Genomic DNA, 25000 nt, shown 5'->3' on the forward strand with positions numbered 1-25000 from the left:
GGGGTGGGAATTGCTCAGACTGTCGGTCCGCTGTGAACGGCCGATTGCGAATGTGTGGTTCCTCACCCCAGCACCCTAACCATACAAGCGAAGCGCAGCGTAGCGAGTTTAGCCAGACCCCGGCTGGACCGAGCACCGCAGGTTGCCCGCAGCGAAGCGGAGGGACGCAGCAACCAGGGTCGCCTTTTTTTGCTTACTTTTTTTGGCGAAGCAAAAAAAGTGAGTCGCATGCCGGGCGACCCCGGCCAGCAAGCCTCATCAACGAGCACACCCCAAGAACAAGAACCGCCACAGCCCCAACCTGCAAGGTCAAAACTACATGGGCATCCGGTCCCTGCCGTCCCTCACCCCTTGCCGCACTTCCTGAATCACCCCCAGCAAATCCCAGAACTGCTTGGCCTGCACCTTGAGCCGGTAGTCGGTCTGGGCGATCTGCTCTTCGACCATTTCGGTCATGCGCGAATCCAGGTCGGCGGGCGGCAGCTTGAGGTAGGCCTCGCTCTCAGAGCCGTCGCGCACGATGGTGGCGCCGGCCTTGCGGGCGATGTTGAGCATGGCGGTGTTTTCGCTGAGCGCATGGATGAACATCATGTCGACGCCGTCGTTGCGGGCGTGCATGACGGCGCGGTCAAACAGGCGCGAGCCGTAGCCACGGCCGCGGGCCTGGGCCAGCACCGAGACGCCGAATTCGGCGCAGCTTTTGAGGTTGGGGTCGGTCGAGTGCGCCAGGTGGGCCATGGCGATCAGCTGCAGCTTGCGGTTGTAGATGCCGAAGATCTCGTCACGGTCGAAGTTCAGGCCGTTGACGTAGCGGCGGATCTGTTCGTCGTTGGCCGAGTAGCCGAAGCGCAGGTAACGGTCGTGTTCGCCCAGCGCCAGCAAGTGGGTCGCGATGCGCTCCCCATGGCTGGGGCCTATGGAACGGATGGGGACCATGACGGGCTGGACGCGTGGGGCGGCTGCTTGTTGTGGGACGTGCGACGTTGCAACAACGGGTGGGCGGAAGAACTCCCTGCTTGCGTTGTAGGATGCCTTGAGAAATGTGCCGGGTGAAACCATGGCTTCAATATAAGGGTTTTCCCTAGAATTCCCAGTCTAAGGGCTTCTCCCCTGAGGTCTATAGGGAGCTTTGCCAATTCTCGGATCATGAGCGCCTGCCACCCCGTCAACGCGAACTTTTGCACTACAAAAAGACCTGGCAAGGCCAGGCCGCAGGAATTTCACAAAACGGCCGGGTGTTTCATTACAACAACAAAGCACCCGTCATCCCGCCACTCAAGGCCTCATCACACCATTGCACGCCATTGGCTACCTGCTTGTTGACGCGGGGCTGACTCGCTCCATCCCTTACAAAGGCACGGCCGTGGTGGCTTTGACCCGGTCCAGCACAAAGCTGGTCTTGCAGTCCTGCACGCTGGGGTGCTTGAGCAGGGTATCCATGATGAAGCGGCTGTAGTGGGCCATGTCCTGCACCAGCACACGCAGCAGATAGTCCATCTCGCCGGTCAACGCGGCGCATTCCGCGACCTCGGGCCAGGTCTGCACGCTGGCGCGGAACAGGTCCATGGGGTTGCGTTTGTGGCTTTCGGTGTGCTTTTCGAGCCGCACATTCAGGTAGGCCGTGAGGCCCAGGCCCACGGCCTCGGGCTTGACCAGCGCCACATAACGGTCGATGACGCCGCTTTCCTCCAGCCGCTTGACACGCCTGAGCACGGCGCTGGGCGACAGGCCCACTTGTTCGGCCAGCTGGTCATAGGTGGCGCGGCCGTCGTCCTGAAGCTTGCGCAGAATCTGGCGGTCTAGCTTGTCAAGTGTTTCCATGCGCTTAATTTTGCAGGTTTACTGCGTCAAAGGCAACTCAAACGCCCTATTTCGCAGTAAAACTGAGGGCCGGCGCCGCTAAAGTCAAACTCATAGCCCACATTTTTTGGAGACACCCATGAACGCACGCACCGACGCCGCCCTGAACTTTGAAAAAGGCGCGGCTTGGGACAACCCCATGGGCACCGACGGTTTCGAGTTCATCGAATACGCGGCGCCGGACCCGGCCGCCATGGCGGCGCTGTTCGTGCGCATGGGCTTCAAGCCCATCGCCAAACACCGCCACAAGAACGTGACGCTGTACCGCCAGGGCGGCATCAACTTCATCCTGAACGCCGAGCCCGACTCGTTCGCGCAGCGCTTTGCGCGCCAGCACGGCCCCAGTGTCTGCGCCATCGCCTTTCGCGTGAAGGACGCCAAGTTCGCCTATGAGCGCGCCATTTCACTGGGCGCCTGGGGTTATGCCCACACGGCGGGCCCGGGCGAGCTGAACATCCCGGCGATCAAGGGAATCGGCGACTCCATCATTTATTTCATCGACAAATGGCGCGGCAAGAACGGCGCGCAGCCCGGCGAGATCGGCAACATCGGCTTTTACGACGTGGACTTCGAGCCGCTGCCCGGCGTCGAGGGCGATGCGCTGAACCCGGCCGGCCACGGCCTGACTTACATCGACCACCTGACGCACAACGTGCACCGCGGCCGCATGGACGAGTGGGCCGGGTTTTACGAGCGGCTGTTCAGTTTCCGCGAGATCCGTTATTTCGACATCGAAGGCCAGGTCACGGGCGTGAAGAGCAAAGCCATGACCAGCCCCTGCGGCAAAATCCGTATCCCGATCAACGAAGAGGGCAATGAGAAGGCCGGCCAGATCCAGGAGTACCTGGACAAATACCAGGGCGAAGGCATACAGCACATCGCCATGGGCAGCAACGACCTGTTCGCCACGGTGGACGCGCTGCGCGCCAGCGGCGTGAAGCTGCTGGACACCATTGACACCTACTACGAGTTGGTGGACAAGCGCATCCCGGGCCACGGCGAAAGCGTGCCGGACCTGAAGAAACGCAAGATCCTGGTGGACGGCAAGAAGGGCGCGCTGCTGCTGCAGATCTTCAGCGAGAACCAGCTGGGCCCGATCTTCTTCGAGTTCATCCAGCGAAAGGGCGACGACGGCTTCGGCGAGGGCAACTTCAAGGCGCTGTTCGAGAGCATTGAGCTGGACCAGATGCGCCGCGGGGTGCTGGCGGGCGCCAAAGCGAGCTGACGGGCGGGCGCACAATAAAGCCCCGATTGACCCATCCCTTCACGGAGATTGCCATGTCCCTTCGACTGAAATTGCAGCATCCCCTGGCCGCGCTCGGCCTGGTCTCGGCGGCCTTGCTGGCCTGCGCCGGTGCCTCGGCCCAGACCGTTGTCAGCGTGCTGCCCGCGTCCAGCCTGGACGCCGTGCAGAAAGCCGGCGTGCTGCGTATCTGCACGCCGGGCGACTACAAGCCTTTCAGCTTCCAGAAACCGGACGGCACGTTTGAGGGCATAGACGTGGACCTGATGGCCTCGCTGACGGCCAGCCTGGGCGTGAAGCCCGAGTACATCAAGACCAGCTGGTCCAACCTGATGCCCGACATGACCGCCGGCAAATGCGACATGGCGGTTGGCGGCATTTCGGTGACCACCGAGCGGCAGAAGAAGGCCTTCTTCAGCGCGCCCTACATGGTCAACGGCAAGACGCCGATCGCGCGCTGCGCCGACGTGGCCAAGTACCAGACGGTGGCCGACATCGACAAGCCCACGACGCGCGTGATCTTCAACCCCGGCGGCAGCAACGAGCGTTTTGCCCGCGCCAACTTCAAGCAGGCGCAGATGCGGCTGAACCCCGAGAACCTGACCATCTTTGACGAAATCCTGGCCAACCGCGCCGACGTGTTCGTCACCGAATCGGCCGAGGCCATCACCCAGCAAAGGCTCAAACCGGGCCTGTGCGCCATCAACCCCGACAAACCGCTGCAGTACGGCGAAATGGCGTACCTGCTGCCGCGCGGCGACGTGGCCTTCAAGGCCTACGTCGACCAGTGGCTGCACCTGGCACGCGCCGGCGGCGATTACCAGCGCGTGGAGAGCCAATGGCTGAAGTAGCCGACAGCAAGAACAGCGGCAACACACCGCCGCCGGCGGTGTACGGCCAGTCCGACCGACCGCCGCGCGGCGACTACGCGCGCGGCGGCCAGGTCAACGCGGACTACACCTGCGCGCAAAACTACGCGGCCTATACCGCGGAAGACCACGAGACCTACCGGCGCCTCTACACGCGCCAGTCGGCCCTGTTGCCGGGGCTGGCCTGCAGCGCCTTTATCGAGGCCCTGCCCAGCCTGGGCGAGAGCGGCGCGATCCCGCACTTTGAAGACGTCAACGAACGGCTGTTCAAGGCCACCGGCTGGCAGCTGGTGGGCGTGCCTGGGCTGATACCCGAGGTGCCGTTTTTCACGCTGCTGGCCAACCGCAAATTCCCGGTGACGGACTGGATACGCACGCCGGCCGAGTTCGACTACATCGTCGAGCCGGACATCTTTCACGACCTGTTCGGCCACGTGCCGCTGCTGTTCGACCCCAGCTACGCCGACCACATCCAGGCCTACGGCAAGGGCGCGCTGAAGGCGCATGCGCTGGAGCACGGCTCAAACGGCGCAGAGCCGATTCCCGGCGCGGTGGAGATGCTGTCGCGCCTCTACTGGTACACCATCGAGTTCGGCCTGCTGCGCGATAAAAATGGCGGTGATGAAGTCCGGGCCTACGGCGCGGGCATCCTGAGCAGCCCGGGCGAGCTGGCCTGGAGCGTGCGGTCGCCTGAGCCCAGACGCATCCCGCTGCGGGACAACGCCGAGCTGCTGCGCTGCATGTCCTCGACCTACAAGATAGATACCTTCCAGCAGCAGTATTTCGTGATCGACAGCTTCGAGGCCCTGCTGCGGCTGACGGAGCCGGACTTCACGCCCTTCTACCAGCAGCTTGCGCAGGCTCAAGCCCCCGCCTGAGTGCCCTGGACTGGATTGACCATCCAGTCATTGAGTGCCTGGCGGGTCCGCTCGGCCAGTTCACACAGCCGGCCCACCTGCTGCGCCGCATCCACGGGCCACTGGCCCTGCAGGCAGGATTGCTCCAGCACAAAACACGCATCGCTGAGCGCTTCCGCGCCCACGTTGGAGGCCGATCCCTTGAGCGCATGCGCGGCCCGCGACAGCTCGGCGCTGTCCGACGCCGCCAGCGCGGCGCGGATATCGGCCATGCGATTGGGCGCGTCGCTGGCGAACAGCGCGATGACCTCGCGCGTCATGCTGCGCTCTTCGTCGTCGAATTCCTTGAACTGCTCGAGCCGGCTCCAGTCCATCAGGACCACGGGGGCCGCTGAGGCGTCGCCGCCGTTCACCGGCTGGCCCTCGGCGGGCACAATTTCGGCGCCCATGATCCTCGCGGCATCGGAATCCTCGGGCTTGCGGGCGTAACGGGCCAGCGCTTCGGACAACTCGTCGATGCGCAGCGGCTTGGGCAAAAAGCCCACCATGCCGGCCGCCAGGCAGCGCTGGCGGTCCTCCTCCAGCACCGAGGCCGTCAGCGCGATGATGGGCGGCGCCGCGGCGCCGTGGGTCGCGATGATCTCGCGCGAGGCGGCAAAGCCGTCCATCAGCGGCATGTTGGCGTCCATGAGGATGGCGGCATAAGGCCGGGGGCCGTCGCGGCTGCTCACGCCGCCTTCGGCGCGCAGCGAGGCGGCGACCCGGTCGGCCGCCTCCCGGCCGTTGAGCGCGGTGGCGGCCTCGTAGCCCAGCTTGGCCAGCATGGCCAGCGCGACCTTGAGGTTCACGGCGTTGTCGTCGGCCACCAGGATGAACTGGTTGCGCGATTCGGGCTTGCCGGGCTCGACCACCGCCTTGGCGGCTTCCGGCGCCGAGGTGACGCGGGCGATCGCCTCGAACAGCTGCGACTGGCGATAGGGCTTGAGCAGGCGCGCGTCGAAGACCCTGGCCTGCTCGCCGGTGGGCATGGTGCCCGAGGTCAGCAGCACGATGCGTATGCCCGGGTGGCGCTCGCGCAGCGTCTGGGCAAAGGTCTGGCCGTCCATCTCGGGCATGTGCATGTCGGTGACGATCACGTCGACCGGCGGGTGGCCCTGCAGCCAGTCCAGCGCCTCGCCGGCGCGCTCGAACAGCGCCGGCTCCATGCCCCAGCGCCTGAGCTGCTTGTCGAGGATGCGCAGGTTGACGGGGGTGTCGTCCACCACCACCGCGCGCTTGCCGGCCAGGCTCACCATGTGCAGCGAGGACAGCTGGGCGATTTCCGGCGCATCGGCATAACCGAGGCGCGCCGTGAACCAGAAGGTGGAGCCCCGGCCCGGCGCGGATTCCAGCCCGACGCCGCCGCCCATGAGGCCGGCCAGGCGCTTGCAGATGGCCAGCCCCAGGCCGGTGCCGCCGTATTTGCGGGTGGTACTGGTGTCGACCTGGGTGAAGGACTGGAACAGCGCGGACTGCCGGTCCAGCGGGATGCCTATGCCGGTGTCCTTGACGCGAAACTCGATCAGGCCGCCCTGCTGCGGCGTGGCATCTTCCAGCACGTGGGCCGAGACGATGACCTGGCCGTGCTCGGTGAACTTGACGGCGTTGTTGACGAAATTGAGCAGCACCTGGCGCAGGCGCGTGACGTCGCCGCGCACCCAGGTGGGCAGCTCGTCGCCCATGTCGACCAGCAGCTCCAGGCCTTTTTCGCGCGCGCGCGGCGCGCCTATGTCGCAGGCCTCCTCGATGGTGGCCAGCAGGTTCAGCGGCTCGTTTTCCAGGTCCAGCTTGCCGGACTCGATCTTGGAAAAGTCCAGGATGTCGTTGATCACGCCCAGCAGCTGGTCGCTGGAGATGCGCATGGTGTGCAGGTAGTCGCGCTGCTCGGGGTCCAGCGGCGTGTCGGCCAGCAAGGTGGTCATGCCCACCACGCCGTTGAGCGGGGTGCGGATCTCGTGGCTCATGGTGGCCAGGAAGGCGGCCTTGGCGCGCGCCGCGGCAAGCGCTTCCTCGCGTGACGCGGCCAGTTCGGCGGTGCGGCTGGCGACGCGCGCCTCCAGCGTTTCGTTGGCGTCCTGCAGGGCGATGTTCTGCGCGTCGATGGCGGCGCGGTTGCGCACGATTTCCTCGGCGCTGTCGTGCATGGCCTGCGAGAGCTTCCGCACCTCGGTGATGCGGGCGTTCTGCTGCACCTGCGGCACTTCGACCCGCGCCAGTTGCGCGGCGGCAAGGCTCAAGGCCCGGAAGCGGCGGCTCAGGCGGTAGGCCAGCCAGGTGGCCAGCAGAGCGCCCAGCACCAGCGCAAACACCATCACGGCCAGCGTCTGCCGAAGGGCTGCCTGGCTGGCGGCGGCGAAATCGCTTTCGGGCGCGGCCACCACCAGGCTCCAGCGCAGCCCCAGGCTTTCGCCGAAGGGCTTGAGCACGACGATGAGCGTGTCGTCCTCCATGGGCACGCGGCGCAGGAAGGCCACGCGCTGCACGCTGTCTGGCAGCGTTTGCCCCAGGCTGGAGGCTACCTCGTTGTAGGCACTGCGGATGATGCCGTTGCGGCTGTCCAGCGGCTTGCTGCGTTCCAGACGGCCGCCGGCGCTGGTAAACAACGGATCTATCGTCGAGTTGGCGACCAGCAGGCCGCGCTCGTCGAGGATGAAGGCGGTGCCATGGGCGCTGAAGACCATGGTCTGCAGTTGCTCCTTGAGCTGCGCCAGGTGCAGGTCCACCGCGAACACGCCCAGCGCGCCGCCGTCGCCCCCGTAGACCGGCTGCGCCAGCGTGATCAGCAACTGGTTCTGCTCGACCGAGGGGGACACGGCGGTGAAGCTGCGGCCTTTGTTCTCCATGGCGGCCTGGTACCAGGGCCGGGTGCGAGGCTCGTAGTTCGCGCCGTCTTCCCGGGCCTTTTGCCGGCGGTCGCCCGGGTATTCAGCCGAAAAATAGCTGCGGCCCTGGCCACCCTCCTTGCGCACGGCCACCTGGGTGGCGCCGCTGCCGCTTTGCGACAACGCCTCCACGCCCAGGTATTCGCCGCGGTGGGTGGCCAGGGCCATCTGCGGCACACGCGGCGTCATGCGGGCCATGGCAAATGCGGTCTGCTCGAACAAAACCGGGTTCTGGATCAGCTGGCGCGCGCGCGCCACGCCCGCTTCGCCGGCTTGCTCGGGAACCAGGCCGTTGAGCACGACGTGCGCCTGCGCCACATGCTCCTGGGCGACGATCTGCACCCGCTGCACCACGCCGTCGACAGTCTTCTCGGCCAGCGTCTGCACGCTTTGCAGGTTGCTGCGGTACAAAAACCAGCCGACCGTGGCGGCGGGCACGACGGAAAACAGCAGCAGGCTGGTGACCAGCACCGTGCGCAGCGACCAGCTGCGCCCCTGCAGGCCGCCGGCCGCGGCCGCGAGCCAGGGCGGCCTCATGCCAGCCCCACGATTTCCACGGTGTCCAGCGGCTTGGCGCGCCCGGCGACCTGCACCAGCGCGCGGCGGCCGGTGCGCACCGCGCCGGTCACCAGCCGCGTGGCTTGCACGCTGGCGGCAATCGTCCAGTCCAGCGGCGGCTGGCCCTGGAACAGCCTGAGCGCCGTGGCCACGGTGTCGCCTATGGGCGTGGTCTGGCCGGAGCGGCCTATCAGGCCGTCCAGCCGCGCGAAGGCCACGGGGCCGCTGTGCACGGCCACGCCCAGCGAGAAGTTCGGCAGGCCGCGCTCGGCGAAGCGCTGGCGCACATAGGCATCGATGCGCTTGGTGGCGTCGGCCAGGCCCAGCGCCGCGCGCATGGCGCGCAGGCCGTGGTTGACCGAGCGGGTGTCGTTGGCGTCGACGAACACGCACAGCATGCCGTCGCCGACGAACTGCATGTAATGCGCGCCGAACAGGTAGACGGTGTCGCCCACGCTGCTGTAGAGCCGCTTGACGATGTCGCTGAGTTCCGGGCCGGACAGGCACTGCGTCCACAGTCCGTAGTCGCGCATGTCGGCGAACAGCACCGAGGCGCTGGCGAATTTGTCGTTGTCCTGCACCGTGCCGGTTTCGGGCCATTGCTGGCTCAGCGACTGGGCCATGCGCATCTCGTAGAGGTCGCTGATCTTCTGGCCCTGCTCCACCAGCGCCAGCTGCACGGCCTTGCCCACCACCTGGGCGCGCATGGCTTCCGCCCGGGTCAGCTTGTTGAGCTGCGCGTTGACCGCCTCGCGCAGCTCCTGCGGGGCGAAGGGTTTGGTCAGGTAGTCGTCGGCGCCGGTGGTCATGCCCTGGCGCATATGGGTGCGGTCCTGCAGCGACGTCAGCAAAATCACGGCGGTGGTGGCCAGCGCGTCGTCGTTGCGCACCCGGTCGAGTACCTCGAAGCCGTCGAGCTGGGGCATCTGGATGTCGCTCACCACCACGTCCGGCCGGAACTCGCGGATCAGTTCCAGGCCTTTGGCGCCGTCGTCGGCTTCCATGACCTCATGGCCTTCTTTTTTCAGCACTTGGGTGACCAGCATGCGTGTGCCTGCGTCATCATCAATCACCACTATCAAGGGCATACCGGGAGTCTCGCTATTTGTTCTAAAGATTAAAGGTGCTTATTTTGTCGGTAACGGCCAAGGAAATCACGGCGCAGGGACGCTAATCGGGCGATTTTTCGTGCGCCCCGGGGAATTGCCCCTGCGGGACGCGGCGGTGGCTCCGCAGCCATAGCCCTGCGCAATGGAGCCGCCACGCCCCATATCACATTCAATCCCGGGCGCCGGGTGGCGCCTCCTACAAAATGAGGACGTAAAAGTTTGTTACTTCGCTTACGATATCCTCTAAAAAGAGGAGCCGCGAGCGAAAACGCACGGTGTCCCGAAAAAAATCGTTCCGACACAGCGTTGGAGCGCACTGGGTTTTGATAGACGCGCAGCCATTCCATCAACCGTAACAGCAGGAGAAATTTATGGGCCTTTTCATGAAAGAACACGACATCTACATCGGGACGATGCTGGATGAATTGAACCTGCGTTTTGCTCCCTCGCAGGGCAAGGATTCGCACTTCGGCGGCATCCTGGAAATGGTCGACCTCCAAAAGGAGTTCAAGATCTTCAAGAAGGGCCGCTCGTTCAAAACCAGCTGCGCCGTCCTGAACCTGGGCGCCCGCAACAACGAGGTCAAAAACCTCTGGCAAAACCTGCTGGGCAACCTGTACCGGCACGGCTCCAACCAGAAGGGCCTGGACGGCGACGCAGCGATTGTGGGCGCCCTCATCAAGAACCTGGCTTCCAAGACGCCGTTGCCGGTTTTCTTCACCTCGCACGACATGCGCGGCGACAAGGCCAACACCGAAGTGAAGATCATCGACAAGAGCCAGCCCATCCATTACCTGGAACAGGACTACCTCACGATCTCCATCCCGATGCAGCCGATTTCCGCGGCCAAAAAGTCGACCGCCACAAAACCGGCCGCGAAGAAAGCCGCCGCCAAGAAGTGATCAGGGTGACAGGCTCCCACCATGACCGGGCGCCTGTCCGCTGACCATCCTTTCGCGGCGCTGTACGCGGGCATCGACCGGTATTACACGCACAAGGTCAAGCTCCACGGCGCCACGCCACTGGGCGTCGATTGGCCTTGCGTGCCGACGCAGGAACTGCGTTTTGAGCAACTGCTGCGCGTGCACCGCTTCGACGGCGCGCCGTTTTCGCTCAATGACATCGGTTGCGGCTACGGCGCTTTGCTGGCCTTTCTGGCCAGGCGCTACAGGCACACGCACATCGACTACTTTGGGGTGGACCTGTCGGCCGCCATGGTCGCGCAGGCGCGCGGTTTGTGGCACAAGCGCCCGCTGACGGAGTTCCTGGTGGCCGGCGCCGGCCCTCGCACGGCCGACTATTCGGTCGCCAGCGGCATCTTCAACGTCAAGCTGGACCAGCCGCAGGCCTTGTGGGAAAGCTTTGTCGCCGGCACCCTGGCGGACATGCGCAACAACAGCCGCAACGGGTTTGCGGTCAATTTCCTCGCGCCGCCGGCTTCCGGGGAAGCAGGCCCGCCGGAACTCTACCGGGCACCGATTGAACGCTGGCAGCGCCACTGCGAGCAGGCCTTGGGCGCCACGGTGGAGGTGTTGCAGGACTACGGGCTGCCGGACGAATACACCTTGCTCGTGCGAACGTCCGCCCTCCAGGAGCCTGGCCACGGCGCTCACCGCGCCATCAATTGCGCCAGGCGGCCTCTCTCGCTGACCAGCCCCGATTCATAAAGCCGGGCCCCGGTGAGGGTGATCAACTGCTCCGCCTGGTTGAACAGCGACGACGCCTCGTTCCAGGAGTCGGCATCGGCTTTTTGCCCGAGGACGCCGCCCCAGACAATCAGCGCGCGGCATTCGGTTAGGCGGTTGCTGCGTTGCTGCGAAAGCGCCAGCGCTTCCTTGGCCGCGGCGAGGGCCTGCTCGTAATCGCCCGCTTGGTAATGGCGCTCCGCGAGGCTGACCCGGATTTCGGTTTCAAACTCCACGGCGGCGCGGGTGCCCATGATCAATTCGAGCGCCTGCGAATAGTTTTGCTGCGCCGACTCCAGGTTGCCGGCGGTGGCTTCGACCAGGCCTCCGCACCAAAGGGCGAAGGCCCTTGAATACGGGCTTTTGTGGTCTTGCGCGATTTTCGATACCCTGGCTGAATGCTTTTGCGCGCGCGCCGTGTCGCGATAACACAGGGCCAGCTCCACATAAAGGTAATGGGCAATCTGCTCTATCACCGGATCGTTGAGCCCGCCGTCGGCGGCCTCCATCTGCTGCAGGCACTGCTGGGCTTCTTCCAGCCGGCCCATGCGTATCAACAGGCGCGCGCGGATGCCGAAGAGCCACTGCTCAATGCTGAAATCGATGAACTCGCGGTCGAACTGGTCGATGTGGGCGATTCCCAGCAGCGCGGCATCGTTCGCGTCCAGCCCCTGCTCCAGCAGCCCGGCCCAGCCATACGCCTGGCTGAGCGCCACATTGAGCATGGCGACCCGCCCGCTGTCTTTGCCCGGGGGCGTCAGCGACAGCGCGTTGCGGACGCAGGCGACGTAGTCATCCGCAGGCCCGCCGCCCGACTGCACGATGCGCCCCTGCGCGAACAGCAGCAGTTGCTCCAGGCGGGTGTCGGCCTGCCTGGCAAGGTTGATCGCCTCGTGGCTGATTTTCTGGACCTCCTGCGGGTCCAGCCCTTCGCGCCAGCCGAGGTACATGATGCGCCCGCCCGCCAGGGCCCTCAGCAGATCTATGCCGGGTGAGCGCTCCTGCCCGTCCAGCAAGGTCCACACCTTGCGCCAGTGTTTGATCGCCTGCCCGGAGTTGGTCGAGCCCGTCCATTTGGCCGCGCGCGCTTCATGCTGCGCAGCGTTGAGGAACTGCCCGGCGGCTTCGTAGTGATAGGCGATCAGCGCGGCAAACTCGCCGGGCTGCGCGCTGTAGTGCGCTTCCATGGCAATGGCCACGGCGGCATGCAGGTTGGCCCGCCGCGCCCGCAGCTGGGTGTTGTAGGCCACTTCCTGGATGAGCGGATGGCGAAAGGCAAAGCGCCGGCCGCCGGCGATTTCCCGCAGCAATTGCAGCAGTTCGGCCTCGCACAGGCCGTCCAGGCCGGTTTCCAGCTGGCTTACGAGGTAGACGGCGACTTCTTCCAGCACGGCCACCGGAATTTCCTTGCCGATCACGGCGCAGATATGCAGCAGCGTCCTCTGGGTGGCCACCAGCCGGTCTATGCGCTCACCGATCACGGCCTGAACGGTGGCGGGCAGCGCGTGGACCAGGGACGCGATGTCCGCTTTCCTGTGGCCGGAGACGCCCAGCGACGCGCTTTTTTCGATCAGCGAATGCATCAGCTCTTCGGCAAAAAACGGGTTGCCGGCGGAGCGTTCGACGATGAGCGGGAAGAAGTCCTGCAGTTCGGGAAAATGCTTGAGCCGTTCGTACACCAGCGCCTGGGTATCGGCCGTGCTCAAATCCGCCAGCGGCATGGCCTTGAAGTGGGGCAACGCCGACCACGGCGCCTGGTAGACCGGCCGGTAGTTGAGCAGCAGCAGGGTGTGCGTGCCCGCGACCGCGTACACCAGCGCCGAAAGAAATTCCGCGCTGGCCTCATCCAGCCAATGCAGGTCTTCAAAAACAATGACGGAAGTGCTCGCGCCGGCCTGCTTCACCAGTTCATGCAGCAAACCGAGCAGCCGTGCGCGGCGCGCCTTGGCGTTCAGCGTGCAGGGCTGGCTGTCGGCGTCGGCCACACCGAGGAATTCGCTGAGCAGGGCCAGGTCGTCGGCCGACACGGTACCGAGCTTTGCCAGGCCCCGCGCAATGCATTCGCGCGCGCCGGCCGCATCGTGCGCCTGCGTGATGTGGAAAAAACAGCTTCGCAGCAGGAGGAGCACCGGCTGCAGGGGTGTGGCATGGCCATAAAGCTGGGTGCGGACCTCCGACACGGGAATGCCGCGGACATGGCACCACTGCGAGAATTCGTGGCACAGCCGGCTCTTGCCCGTGCCCGGCGCGCCGGACAAACCGATGACGGAGCCTTCGCCGTTTTCGGCGCGCAACAGCGCGGCCTGCAGCGCGCTGAGCTCTTGCGCGCGCCCCCGGAAGGGCGACAGCGCCGCCTCGTGGAAATTGTGGCTTTGCACGTCGTTTTTCATGCCCAGCAGGGCGTGCAGTTCGACGGGCTCCGCGATACCCCTGAGCGGGTGCTTGCCCATGGGCCGCGCGTCGCAGGCGGAGCGGACCAGTGCCAGGCAGTCGGCCGTGAGGCAAATCCCGCCGGGCTCGGCCAGCGCCACGACGCGGCTGGCCAGATGGATGGCATGGCCGTGTACGCCGCCGCCGCGGGTGGCGTCGACCGCTTCGGGATCCAGCGCCACCTGGCCCGAGTGCAGGCCCACGCGGATGCGCAGGCCCTGGCCCTGTCCGTCGAAGGCCGACTGCATCGCCAGCGCGGCCTCGCAGGCCAGGCTGGCGTGGCCCTCCAGCGCGCGGGGCACGCCGAACAAGGCCATGATGCCATCGCCCAGCGTGCGCACCACGGTGCCGCCGAAGCGTTCCACGGCATTGCACATGCGCTGCACGGCGGGCCGCAATTGCTCCATGGCCTGCTCGGGATCGAGCCCGGCCACGTGCTCTGTGGAGCTGACGACGTCCGCGAACAGGATGGTGGCATGCTTGAGCGCACCCCACTGAATTTCCGGCGGCAGCGTGGGCAAGGCGCTCGCGGGCTCCTGCACACTGGGCCCAAAGGCGGCGCCACAGTTACCGCAAAACCGGTTGGAAACCGGATTCACGTTCAGGCACGATACACAGCGCAACGACATCTCTTTTTTGTCCCTCTCCACAACAGGAAAACCCATAAGCCGAATCGTTGCACGACGCCCTCAACAAATCAAGGCATTAGTGGTTTCGCCTTAAGTGAGCACCTTCACGGCCTGCCAGGCGGCGACAACGGCGTTGTACTCTTTCGACTTACTGCCGAAGCGCGCGCCGGCCGCGCGGCCCGGCGCGCGCGCCGCATCCAGGAAACCGGCCTTGGGTTTGAGTTTGGCGAAGGCCTCGTACCAGATGAGGCCCGCTTTCTCCCAGGAGTGCCCGCCTATTTTTTTGGCGGCCAAATAAAACGCGTGGTTGGGTATGCCTGAACTGTCGTGGACGTCGGCACCGTCAACGAATTGCTCCATGGTCTTGAACTGGTCGTCGTCGTACCAGGTGAGCTTGCGGTTGCCGGGGTCTTTCAGGGAGCGTATGGCCTTGCCGTGCTGCGGCGCCAGCATGTTTTCGCCCAGCAGCCAGTTTGCCTGGCTCACCGTCTGGCCCGCATGCCACTGCTTGATCATGCTGCCCATGACGTCGCAAAAGGATTCGTTGAGCGCGCCCGCCTGGCCCTGAAGGGCATAGGTCTGCTCGCGGAATTCGCGGTCTTTCACGGGCAGCCGGTACACCCCCAGGCCGCCGGGAATCATGTGCTGGAGGACGCCATGGCTCAGCTCGTGAGCGATGATGTCCAGCGCCTCGGTAAAACCGCCCACGTTCTGGTCGCCGTCGCCGTAGACCATCTGTTCGCCGGTCCACATGGCATTGGCGAAGTTCTTGCCGAAATGCACGGCCGAGTCCACGCGCATGCTGCGGTTGTCGATGGAATCCCGCCCGAAAACCTGGTGGTAAAAATTCAGCGCGAGGCCGGTGTTGTCATACACCTGGTTGACGGCAAGGTCCCGGACCGGCTTGTCTCCTTCATGCCGCACGGGTTTACCCGGCAGGTCGGTGTCGGTGCCGGCATTAAAAATACTGCGGCGATAGGCCAGGGCCGGCATGAACGACTGGGGCGACGGCACCGGGGGAGCGGCTGGCACCCCTTGCCTGGCGCAAATGTTGCGGTGCGCGCGCAGCCGCATGCTGCTTTCCAGGTGGCCATGGAGCTGGCTGCGGGCGTCTTCACCGGCTTTTTCGGCGAGTTTGCGAAAAAGCTTGGAAGGAATGGCAAAGCAAAAACAGTTGTAGGCGGGTTTCACCAATGCGGCACCTCTGTGCAAAGAGAGCCCGCGCGCGGCAAGCCGCGCTGCTGGGCAGCCCGGTTCACGGCAAGGCCCGAGAGAAAGGCAACCACCGGCCAGCTACCAGCGGCTGGGGAGTTTTTTGAGCAGCGTGATGCGCTTGGTGCCCATTTCGATGTAGCCGCCCTTTTCAAGGTCTTTGAGCAGGCGGCTGACCATCTCGCGGGAGGCGCCGACGCGGCTGGCAATGTCCTGGTGGGTGATGGACTCGAGGGTCAGGCCTGCGGCGGTATTGCGGGTGGTCACGTCGTCGTGCTCTTCCAGCACGGCGATGAGGCGGCCATAGACGTCCAGCAGCGCCATGTTCCGGGCGGCCTCGGTGGCCGAACGGGCGCGGCGAATGACCTGGACGACCAAATTGATGGCAAACCCTGGCTCATCCACCAAGTGCTCGCTCACTTCCGCACGGCTCAGCACAGCGCAAGTGCAAGGCTCCAGGGTGATCACCGAAGCGGAGCGAGGGCCGCCATCGAGCGACATTTCACCGAAATAATCGCCTGAATGAATCCTGCCGTAGGTGATTTCCCGGCCGCTTTCGTCCATGGAGAACACCTTGACGCTGCCCTTGAGCAGCACAAACAGGCTGTCCCCGATCTCGCCTTCATTGATGACGACCGCTTTTTTGGGGTAACTTCGCACCACGCCGCGCATGGCAAGAGTGCGTAATTCAGGTATCAAATTGGCGTAAAGGTCTTCTTCGGGAGGCATATGCAGAGACTCATGAGGAGAGTCGTAATCTAGCACGTGCCGGCCCGTTGCGGCGATCAATCGCTTAATGGATTTGTCCGAGCGGCAATGGGGCGATGGGCGGCAAGATCGCCACGCGATTGACCAGTTCGCGCACGCCGCTGGAGGCGGTCTTGGCGCACAGGCTGCGCACGTGACTGCGCACGGTGGAGACGGCGACCTTCATCTGGATGGCGATCTCGGGGGTGCTCAGGCAGCGGCACAGCAAGACCAGCACCTGCTCCTCCGTGTGCGTGAGGCCGTGGTTGCGGGCAAACGCGCCAAACACGCCGGACTCGCTGACCCCGACGCGTGACAGCACGAGCGCGATCCGGTCGCAGGGGATGCCTGCCTGCCGCTGTAGCGGAACGAGTGCCAACGTGAAATCCACGCCCTCGGCCGCCAGCTTGATGAGCCCGCGTTTTCCGGCGATGGCCTTGCCCATGGCGCTCTGGAAAGCCTTGGCATCGGCCGGCATGAGCACCCTGAGCTCACCCTTTTCCGCACCCAGAACAGCGGCATGGTCGAGTTCGCGCCGGGCCGCCTGGTTGGCATGCAGGATGCGCCCCTGGGCGGTGACGACAAGCACCCCATGGGCCAGTTCATCCACCAGCAGCATCAGCAGCGCAGGTGCCGAATCCGAGCCTGTTTCATCCGGGGAAAATGCGGAGGCAAGCTCCAGGAAGGCGGCATTGGGCTGTGCGTACAGGGTCACGGGGCGCTCCATCCTACAAATAGATGAGCATAGAAAGCGTCACGAAATGTAGATAGTGAATATGACCGCTCATTTCTGTGACAAATTCACATCAACACAAGCACTCGACTCGCGCGTGCCTCAGCTACACCCCGCCCTTTTCAGGGCGGTTCGCGCTCCAGCATGGCCAAGGTGTCATCCATGACATGCGGCAAGAAGGCCATCTGCACGTGGGCGGCGCCGCGCACCAGGCGGTTGTCCGCCCCGGGCAGGGTGGCGGTGGAGGTCGGGAACACGATGTTGTCACAGTTGGAATACCAGCAGGTGAACAAGGCGTGGCGGCCGACCGGCATTTCGTGGTCCAGCTGTGCCTGCCAGTCGGACAGCAGCCGCATCTGGCGGCCGTTGTGGCCGTGGCCGAAACGCGCCAGCCAGGTTCCCCGGTGCGGCGTCCCTATGGTGACGACGTGAAACACGCGCGCCTCGGCCCGCATGCGTTTGAGCCATGCCCGCACGGCCAGCCCGCCCATGCTGTGGCATACCAGCAGCGGCGGCAAGCCCGTGGCCTCGGTGACTTGCCGGACCGCGTCGTCGATCTGGGGCGCATAGTCGTCGATGGAGCCGAAGAGCGGTTCGAGGTTGACGGCGACAAAGGCGCGGCCGCCGGCCTGAACGCGCCGGAGCCAAGGCGTCCACAAACCACGATTGCAGAAGAAGCCGTGCACAAACACGACGCCGCGGCGCCCGTGGACTGCCGCGGCGGGCGCAAGCCTGTCCGGCACCACGTTCATGCGAAAAGGCTGGCGCCAGCAAAACACGCGCGGCGCCGTCAAGGTCTCGCCCACCCAGGCGCGTAGCAGTTCCATCCAGGTAGGTTGCGGCGCCGGGTCCCGTTTGTTGACGTGGTGGAGGAAAACGAATTCAAGTGCCAGGAAAGCGGTGTAGCCCAGCGCGATGACGAGAAAACCCGTGACGGCCAGTACAGGTGAGTCGCCGCGAAACCAGAGCAGCCAGCCAATGGCGGCGGCGACCAGGGACAGGGTAATGAGTCTTTGTAGTTGGGCCAGCATGAGTCAGGCAAAAGGAGAACGCGGCGGAATCAACCCGCAGTATGTCAGGCCAGTGTGACAGACCGGCCCGAAAGCCGCGCAGCCAGCACTTGAGCGAGGCGGTTCACGATGCCGTAAACGGACAGCTGCGGATTAGCGCCTATGCTGGTCGGGAACAGGGAGCCGTCGTGGATGGACAGGTTCTCGAGTTGCCAGTGCACCCCGTCAGGACGGGTAACGCCGTGACGTTCGTTGCCTGCCAGGCCGCAACCGCCCATGACGTGGGCGCTCACCACTCGGGTCAGCAAGGGCTTCATGGGCAAGGCATTGACCGCATCGCGCGCCTGCGCCCAGGAGGTATAGGGCTGCGCCATTTCATGCAGCGGCAACACCTGCTTCGCACCCGCCGCGAACTGGATTTCCATCATGGAGAGCAACGCCCTGCGCGCGCCTTCCATGACGTAGCCCGTCAACGGATAGTCCAGCACGGCGGAGTCGTCGTTGCGCAGCTTGACCTGGCCACCCCGGGATTCGTCGTGAAAGCCGTCGCGCAGCAGCGCGAGCAGGGTGTGGTTGCAGGGGAAGGATTTGAGCAGGTCATGCTGGCCCTGGCCGAAACCGGGCACGGTCGACGCAAAGATGACCGGGTGCAGCGGCGGCGCCTCGAGCTTGTAGCCTATGGGCCCGTCGATCGCCTGTGTCTCGAGGAAATGGTCGGAATAAATGGTTTGCGGCGCGCCGCTCCAGGCTTCCACTTTGTGCTCGAACACACTGGAGGACATGACGACGGGATGCAGAAAGGTACGCGCGCCCAGCACGCCATGCGGGTCGGGCGCCTGCGAGCGCAGCAGCACGGCCGGCGAGTTGATCGCGCCGCCGGCGAGCACGTAGTGTTTGGCGATAACCTTGATGACAGAGCCTGCCGACGTGCCGTTGGCATTCAGGCTGCGGCACAGCAGCGCGGTGACCTTGCCGTTGGCCAGCTCAAACTTTTCCGCGCGGGTCTCGGTCAGTAACTGCGCGCCTTTGTCGAGCGCCGCGGGAATGGTGGTGACCAGCATGGATTGCTTGGCATTGGTCGGGCAGCCCAGGCCGCAGGAGCCGAGGTTCCAGCAGCCTTTGACGTTGCGCGAGATCGCCGAAGCAGGAATCCCGAGCTTGGCCGCGCCCCTTCGCAGCAGGTCGTTGTTCTCATTGGGCGGCACCAGCCAGGGTGTGATGTTCAGGCGCTGCTCCGCCTGGGCGAAGTAGGGCGCCAGCGCTTCCACGGTGTAGCCGTCCAGCCCGTGCCGGTCTTGCCAGAATTGAAGCGTGGAGCCCGGCGTGCGAAACGAACTGGTCCAGTTCACGGTAGTAGAGCCCCCCACGCAACGCCCCTGCAGGATGTTGATGGCTTTGTCTTCGGTTTTCCGCGCCGCGCTTTCCTGGTACAGCGACGGATAGGCTTCGGATTCTTTCTGGTTGAAGTCGCTGCTGCTTTTGAGCGGGCCCTCTTCGATGATCACGACTTGCAGGCCAGCGTTGGCCAGCAGTTCGGCCGTGATGCCGGCGCCGGCGCCGCTGCCGATGATGGCGACGTCGCAGAGTATGTTTTGCGGCGCGGAGGCGAGCCCGCCGCCCATGACTTTCCAGCCGCGCGCAAGGCCTTCGCGGATCGGATCTTTCAATTGGCTCATGCTGCTTTCGTGGCCTTCAGATTTTCAACGGGCCGGGGTAGCCCAGCAGCGGCCAGCTGGCCGGGTCGGAAAAATACGCGCCCGCGGTGATTTCATGCAGGGCGGCGTAGGCCTGCTGGCGCAATGCGAGCCGTGACAGGCGCATGTCCTGAAGCGCTAGCTGGATGTCGGCGACGGATGCTTCAGGCCAAGGCTGACTCAGCCCCGCCAGCGTGCGCCGGCCCGCAGCGCTCGCGAGTAGCGCCAGCAGCTGCGATAACTCGGCCAGCGCGTGAGGAGGCAAGGACAGCAGCAGCGCGTCGACGCGGCTGAGCAGGCCGTTCAATGCGATCTGCCGCGCACCGTCGTCTGCCGGCAGGGTTTTGTCCAGCACGGCGCGCCCGACGGCGGAGAACACCTCGCGGCCCGAAGTGCTCAGCGTGCCGCCCTCGAGTCCGGGTTGCAGCAAAGCAGCCGTGCCGCCGGCGACCAGCAGCACCGCGGCCGACGCGGCGCCGAGCTTGAGGAGCGTTCTTCTTTGCATCCAGGCAGTTTCGCATGGGCATTTAAGTTTCAATAGGGGGCCGTACCTAGATAAACTCCGGGTTTGTATGGACGCCACCGCACAACAAATTCACGACGCGCTACAGACAGTTGCGCAGCTCCGGCAACAGCACAGGGCCGACCCGCCACTGGCCCGAGCCAGTGCCGAGGTCAAGCGCTTTCAGGCACGCCGATTTCAGGCCACTTATTCCGACCTGCTGCACAGCCACCGGTACAAGACGGCGGCCACTTTCTTCCTGCAGGAGCTTTACAGCGACAAGGACTATGCCGAGCGCGACCAGCAGTTCGCGCGCATCGCCGGCACTATTGCCAAACTCTTTCCGCAGCCTGTGGTCAACACCGCGGCCGCACTCGCGGAAGTGCATGCGCTGACGGAGCAACTCGACGACCTGATGGCACGCGAATGGCTGGCGGATACTGCGGCCCTGTCGCCAGGCGACGAGTGCGCCCGCTACATCCGCTGCTGGCGCCGCGTGGGAGACATCGCGGCGCGAAAGCAGCAGCTTGAGGTAGTCTTGCATCTGGGTCAGGAGCTTGATCGCCTCACAAAGATGTTCGGGCTTCGTACTTTGCTCAAGATGATGCGCGGACCCGCGACCGCGGCCGGCTTGAATTCGCTGCAGCATTTCCTGGAAACCGGCTTCGACGCCTTCGCCAATATGCGCGGCGCCGGCGAGTTCCTCAAGGTGATCAAGGACCGCGAGACGGCATGGATTCATTCGCTGTTCGAGGACGATGCTGTCACCTGCGAGACCAGATTGGGCCATTTGCTGGCTGCCGGGCCCTGATATAGCGCCCGCATTAGGACAAGCCCCATACGGATTCCGCCAGGCGCCTTCCACAATGAGCCGTAAGGAGTTTGTATGAACAAGCATTGGCTCAAGAGTTATCCCGAAGGCGTTTCGCACGAGATCGACACCGAACAGTTTCGCTCACTGACCCAGCTGCTGGAAGACTCGTTCAAGAAGAATGCGTCCAAACCTTTCTCGGTCTGCATGGACCGCTGGATGAGCTACGGCCAGCTCGACGGTCTTTCATCGGCATTGGGCGCATGGCTGCAGAGCCTGGGCCTCGAACCCGGTGCGCGCGTCGCCATCATGTTGCCGAACGTGCCGCAGTTCGCCGTCACCATGTCAGCGATCTTGCGCGCAGGTTATACCTGCGTGAACGTCAATCCGCTGTACACGGCGCGCGAACTGGAGCACCAACTGCGTGATTCCGGCGCGACGACGATCGTCATCCTGGAGAACTTCGCTGCCACCCTGGCGGAGGTGATTGAACGCACGCCTGTGAAGAACGTCGTCATGGCGTCCATGGGGGATCTGCTGGGTTTTTGGTACGGGCAATGGATCACGTTTGCTGTCCGCCATCTCGCCAAGCTGGTGCCGGCGTACAAGCTTTCTCTGGGTGATGGCCGCAAGGTGACCGCGTTCAATCGCGCGATCGCCGACGGCAGCCGCCTGACGCTCAAGCCCGCGCAGAGTACATTGGACTCCGTCGCTTTTCTGCAGTACACCGGCGGAACCACGGGCTTATCGAAGGGCGCGGTGCTCACCCATCGCAACATCGTCGCCGCAATTTTGCAGGCAGAAGAATGGTTCACGCCCGCCCTGAAGCGGGTAGGCGACGTCAGCAAAACCAACAACATCGCAGCATTGCCGCTGTATCACATCTTCGCGCTGACGCTGTGCCTGCTCACCATTCGGTGGGGCGCCCATCTGACGCTGATTCCCAATCCGCGCGACTTCGGGAAATTCATCGAGGTGCTCAAGAAACGGCCCTTTCACCTGTTGCCGGCGGTCAATACGCTGTTCAATGCCCTGCTCCAGCATCCGCAGTTCAAGTCGGTGGACTTTTCAAACCTTTGCGTGTCGCAGGCCGGCGGCATGGCGGCTTCCGAAGGCACGGCGAAACACTGGCTGCAAGTCACGGGCTGCCCCATGATCGAAGGCTGGGGCATGAGTGAGACCTGCGCCATCGGCACCAACAACCCGGTGACCAACAGGGAGTTCACCGGCACCATTGGCCTGCCTTTGCCCAGCATCGAGATCGCCATCAAGGATGATGGAGGGGCGTCACTGGCGCTCGGAGAGCCCGGCGAGATATGCATCAAGGGACCGCAGGTCATGACTGGGTACTACCGGCAAGCTGAGGAGAACAGGAGAGCGTTCACATCCGACGGTTTTATGCGCACCGGCGATATCGGCATCATGGACGAGCGCGGTTACACCAAAATCATCGACCGCAAAAAGGACATGATCATTGTTTCGGGCTTTAATGTCTTCCCGAACGAGCTCGAAAATGTGATTTCCCTGTGCCCTGGCGTTATTGAATGCGCCGCCGTCGGCATTGCCGACGACAAACAAGGCGAAGCCATCAAGGTTTTTGTGGTCAAAAACGACCCTACACTGACCGAGGACGACGTGAGTGCCTATTGCAAGCAGCATCTCACGGGTTACAAACGGCCCAAATACATTGAATTTCGCGATGACCTGCCCAAAACCAATGTCGGAAAAATCCTCAGGCGTGAATTGCGCGCGTCAGCCTGAGTGTTATTTAGCCGGCCGCAGCTGATGGCCGCACCCAATTTGCCTGCCGGCCTGCATGTTTTCGAGCGCGGTTGGCTTTCTGCCAACAATATTCTTTTCACAGGCGGCGACGAAACCGCCCTGGTCGATAGCGGTTATTGCACGCATTCGCCGCAGACGCTCTCGCTCGTTGAGTCGATCTTGGGCTCGCGGCCTCTCGATGTTCTCGTGAATACGCATTTGCACAGCGATCATTGCGGCGGAAATGCGGCTTTGCAGGCGCGTTACCCTGATCTCCGTACCCTTATTCCTCCCGGTCATGCACAACAGGTCGCCAATTGGGACCCGATTGCACTGACTTATTTGCCGACGGGGCAGCTTTGCCCGCAATTCAACTTCACGCAGGCGCTCCAACCGGGAGATTCCACGCGGTTCGGAGCAGAAATGTGGCAAGTTCACGCGGCGCCTGGACATGATCCCTACTCACTGATCTTCTTTGAGCCTCAAAGCCGGCTGCTGATTTCTGCAGATGCCCTGTGGGAGAACGGTTTTGGCGTGGTGTTTCCCGAGCTGGAGGGAGCCGAAGCGTTCTCCGAAGTTGCCGCGACCCTTGATTTGATTGAGCGGTTGAACCCTAAAACCGTCATTCCCGGACATGGCCGCGTCTTCGCTTACGCGCCTGAAGCGCTGGCACATGCGCGTCAACGCCTGGATTCATTTGTCAGCAACCCGTCCAGGCATGCACGCCACGCAGCCAAGGTCTTGTTGAAGTTCAAATTACTCGAAATCCAACGCCAGGATTTCAACGAGTTTGTGCGGTGGGCCGTTGCAACGCCGTATTTCATGCAAATCAAAGACAAGTTCTTCGCAGATATCCCGGTTACTGCGTGGGTAGAGCAGTTGAGCGCTGAACTAGTCACTGCCGGCGTGGCAAAGAGAGACGGAATTTTGATTGAGAATCGCTGAGCGACTTGGTCGATCACGCCGGCCCGCAGGGTCTGCTTTCTCCGCGGAGCCAGCGCACCCCCCATCGCTTGGTTTTCGCGCCGCATTTTGGCGCATCGCAAAAGCAAAAAGCCCGCATGAGTCCATGCGGGCTTTTTTTTAATTACTAGCGACCAGGCTATATACCGGACGCACAAAAGAAAACGCCCGGCTGATCAAAAATCAACCGGGCGTTCCTTGCTGTAAGAGCCTGACGATGTCCTACTTTCACACGGGAATCCGCACTATCATCGGCGCTAAGTCGTTTCACTGTCCTGTTCGGGATGGGAAGGAGTGGTACCAACTTGCTATGGTCATCAGGCATAACTTGTTGACAGGTTGTCCAAAGAACAACCCATCGAATTCATAGAGTAAATCAGCCTGTATTTAGATTCGCACAGCTGCTGAGCTGTGCCTTTTGAATGCGTCAACTTGGCATAACAACTTCGAATTAATCAAAGTTATAGGGTCAAGCCGCACGAGCAATTAGTATCAGTTAGCTTAACGCATTACTGCGCTTCCACACCTGACCTATCAACGTCCTGGTCTTGAACGACTCTTTAGGGGGCTCAAGGCCCCGGCAGATCTAATCTTGAAACGAGTTTCCCGCTTAGATGCTTTCAGCGGTTATCTCTTCCACACATAGCTACCCGGCAATGCCACTGGCGTGACAACCGGTACACCAGAGGTGTGTCCACTCCGGTCCTCTCGTACTAGGAGCAGGCTTCCTCAAATCTGCAGCGCCCACGGAAGATAGGGACCAAACTGTCTCACGACGTTTTAAACCCAGCTCACGTACCTCTTTAAATGGCGAACAGCCATACCCTTGGGACCGGCTACAGCCCCAGGATGAGATGAGCCGACATCGAGGTGCCAAACACCGCCGTCGATATGAACTCTTGGGCGGTATCAGCCTGTTATCCCCAGAGTACCTTTTATCCGTTGAGCGATGGCCCTTCCATACAGAACCACCGGATCACTATGTCCTGCTTTCGCATCTGCTCGACTTGTCAGTCTCGCAGTTAAGCACGCTTATGCCATTGCACTATTAGCACGATGTCCGACCGTACCTAGCGTACCTTCGAACTCCTCCGTTACACTTTGGGAGGAGACCGCCCCAGTCAAACTGCCTACCATGCACTGTCCCCGATCCAGATAATGGACCTAGGTTAGAACCTCAAACACACCAGGGTGGTATTTCAACGTTGGCTCCATGCGATCTAGCGACCACACTTCAAAGCCTCCCACCTATCCTACACAGATCTGTTCAAAGTCCAATACAAAGCTACAGTAAAGGTTCATGGGGTCTTTCCGTCTTTCCGCGGGGAGATTGCATCATCACAAACATTTCAACTTCGCTGAGTCTCAGGAGGAGACAGTGTGGCCATCATTACGCCATTCGTGCA

At 63.2% G+C, this 25000-nt stretch carries 19 protein-coding genes and 2 rRNA genes (1 of these 21 cut by a window edge); 8 read left to right on the forward strand and 13 right to left on the reverse strand.

The features are described from left to right. Window positions 1-315: 315 nt before the first annotated feature. Together ACLV74_RS19945 and ACLV74_RS19950 are read right to left on the reverse strand one after the other, a co-directional pair. The gene (locus ACLV74_RS19945) at window positions 316-1059 is read right to left on the reverse strand and encodes an N-acetyltransferase family protein (RefSeq protein WP_411881159.1); all 744 of its coding nucleotides are present in this window, start codon (window positions 1057-1059) and stop codon (window positions 316-318) included. 288 nt (window positions 1060-1347) lie between these two features. Next, window positions 1348-1821: an Lrp/AsnC family transcriptional regulator gene (locus ACLV74_RS19950; protein WP_411881160.1), complete on the reverse strand. Its 474-nt coding sequence runs from the start codon at window positions 1819-1821 to the stop codon at window positions 1348-1350. Window positions 1822-1939: 118 nt separating this feature from the next. Here ACLV74_RS19950 and hppD point away from each other — a divergent pair, with 118 nt between their 5' ends. The 3 genes from hppD to phhA are packed head-to-tail and all read left to right on the forward strand — an operon-like array spanning window position 1940 to window position 4850. Then, complete coding sequence (hppD, locus tag ACLV74_RS19955) at window positions 1940-3085, forward strand: 4-hydroxyphenylpyruvate dioxygenase (protein ID WP_411881161.1); 1146 nt, start codon at window positions 1940-1942, stop codon at window positions 3083-3085. A gap of 53 nt (window positions 3086-3138) precedes the next feature. Next, window positions 3139-3954 (forward strand): transporter substrate-binding domain-containing protein, encoded by an 816-nt coding sequence (locus tag ACLV74_RS19960; RefSeq protein WP_411881162.1) that lies wholly within the window; start codon window positions 3139-3141, stop codon window positions 3952-3954. Continuing rightward, window positions 3942-4850: a phenylalanine 4-monooxygenase gene (phhA, locus tag ACLV74_RS19965; RefSeq protein ID WP_411881163.1), complete on the forward strand. Its 909-nt coding sequence runs from the start codon at window positions 3942-3944 to the stop codon at window positions 4848-4850. Before ACLV74_RS19960 ends, phhA begins: the two co-directional genes overlap by 13 nt. Here the strand turns inward: phhA and ACLV74_RS19970 are convergent. Together ACLV74_RS19970 and ACLV74_RS19975 are read right to left on the reverse strand one after the other, a co-directional pair. Continuing rightward, the gene (locus ACLV74_RS19970; protein WP_411881164.1) at window positions 4835-8287 is read right to left on the reverse strand and encodes a response regulator; all 3453 of its coding nucleotides are present in this window, start codon (window positions 8285-8287) and stop codon (window positions 4835-4837) included. The two genes, phhA and ACLV74_RS19970, sit on opposite strands and share 16 nt — an antisense overlap. Then, complete coding sequence (locus ACLV74_RS19975) at window positions 8284-9396, reverse strand: response regulator (RefSeq protein ID WP_411881165.1); 1113 nt, start codon at window positions 9394-9396, stop codon at window positions 8284-8286. Before ACLV74_RS19975 ends, ACLV74_RS19970 begins: the two co-directional genes overlap by 4 nt. A 404-nt stretch (window positions 9397-9800) precedes the next feature. Here ACLV74_RS19975 and ACLV74_RS19980 point away from each other — a divergent pair, with 404 nt between their 5' ends. Next, a complete protein-coding gene (locus ACLV74_RS19980; protein ID WP_411881166.1) occupies window positions 9801-10319 on the forward strand; it encodes a hypothetical protein in 519 nt (172 codons plus the stop codon). 21 nt (window positions 10320-10340) lie between these two features. Then, window positions 10341-11084, forward strand: a complete 744-nt coding sequence (locus tag ACLV74_RS19985) for a class I SAM-dependent methyltransferase (RefSeq protein WP_411881167.1) — start codon at window positions 10341-10343, stop codon at window positions 11082-11084. Here ACLV74_RS19985 and ACLV74_RS19990 read toward each other — a convergent pair. The 7 genes from ACLV74_RS19990 to ACLV74_RS20020 form a co-directional block, all read right to left on the reverse strand. Further along, window positions 11027-14053, reverse strand: a complete 3027-nt coding sequence (locus tag ACLV74_RS19990; RefSeq protein ID WP_411881168.1) for an ATP-binding protein — start codon at window positions 14051-14053, stop codon at window positions 11027-11029. The genes ACLV74_RS19985 and ACLV74_RS19990 overlap by 58 nt on opposite strands. 198 nt (window positions 14054-14251) lie before the next feature. Next, on the reverse strand, window positions 14252-15193 hold the full coding sequence (locus tag ACLV74_RS19995) for a M4 family metallopeptidase (RefSeq protein WP_411881169.1): 942 nt from the start codon (window positions 15191-15193) through the stop codon (window positions 14252-14254). 261 nt (window positions 15194-15454) lie between these two features. Further along, a complete protein-coding gene (locus ACLV74_RS20000) occupies window positions 15455-16102 on the reverse strand; it encodes a Crp/Fnr family transcriptional regulator (protein ID WP_411881170.1) in 648 nt (215 codons plus the stop codon). 64 nt (window positions 16103-16166) lie between these two features. Beyond that, window positions 16167-16835, reverse strand: coding sequence for a helix-turn-helix transcriptional regulator (locus ACLV74_RS20005; RefSeq protein ID WP_411881171.1), 669 nt, complete (start codon window positions 16833-16835; stop codon window positions 16167-16169). Between the two features lie 140 nt (window positions 16836-16975). After that, window positions 16976-17884, reverse strand: coding sequence for an esterase/lipase family protein (locus tag ACLV74_RS20010; protein WP_411881172.1), 909 nt, complete (start codon window positions 17882-17884; stop codon window positions 16976-16978). Window positions 17885-17928: 44 nt separating this feature from the next. Then, entirely contained in the window at window positions 17929-19539 is a 1611-nt protein-coding gene (locus ACLV74_RS20015) for a GMC family oxidoreductase N-terminal domain-containing protein (RefSeq protein ID WP_411881173.1), read from the reverse strand. Between the two features lie 16 nt (window positions 19540-19555). Beyond that, entirely contained in the window at window positions 19556-20062 is a 507-nt protein-coding gene (locus tag ACLV74_RS20020) for a hypothetical protein (RefSeq protein WP_411881174.1), read from the reverse strand. A 67-nt stretch (window positions 20063-20129) separates the two neighbouring features. Between ACLV74_RS20020 and ACLV74_RS20025 the strand changes: the two genes are divergently transcribed. From ACLV74_RS20025 to ACLV74_RS20035, 3 genes are all read left to right on the forward strand, one after another. Continuing rightward, window positions 20130-20870 carry an FFLEELY motif protein gene (locus ACLV74_RS20025; RefSeq protein WP_411881175.1) on the forward strand — a complete coding sequence of 247 codons (741 nt, stop codon included), beginning with the start codon at window positions 20130-20132 and terminating at the stop codon, window positions 20868-20870. Between the two features lie 75 nt (window positions 20871-20945). Beyond that, window positions 20946-22631, forward strand: coding sequence for an AMP-binding protein (locus tag ACLV74_RS20030; protein ID WP_411881176.1), 1686 nt, complete (start codon window positions 20946-20948; stop codon window positions 22629-22631). Between the two features lie 24 nt (window positions 22632-22655). Further along, a complete protein-coding gene (locus ACLV74_RS20035; protein ID WP_411881177.1) occupies window positions 22656-23576 on the forward strand; it encodes an MBL fold metallo-hydrolase in 921 nt (306 codons plus the stop codon). Window positions 23577-23803: 227 nt separating this feature from the next. Here ACLV74_RS20035 and rrf read toward each other — a convergent pair. Beyond that, a 5S ribosomal RNA gene (rrf, locus tag ACLV74_RS20040) occupies window positions 23804-23916 on the reverse strand. 143 nt (window positions 23917-24059) lie between these two features. Beyond that, window positions 24060-25000, reverse strand: a 23S ribosomal RNA gene (locus tag ACLV74_RS20045) (it continues 1939 nt past the right edge of the window).

Origin of the sequence: Polaromonas sp. YR568 (assembly GCF_943369415.1) — a bacterium.
Taxonomy (GTDB): Bacteria; Pseudomonadota; Gammaproteobacteria; order Burkholderiales; family Burkholderiaceae_C; genus Polaromonas.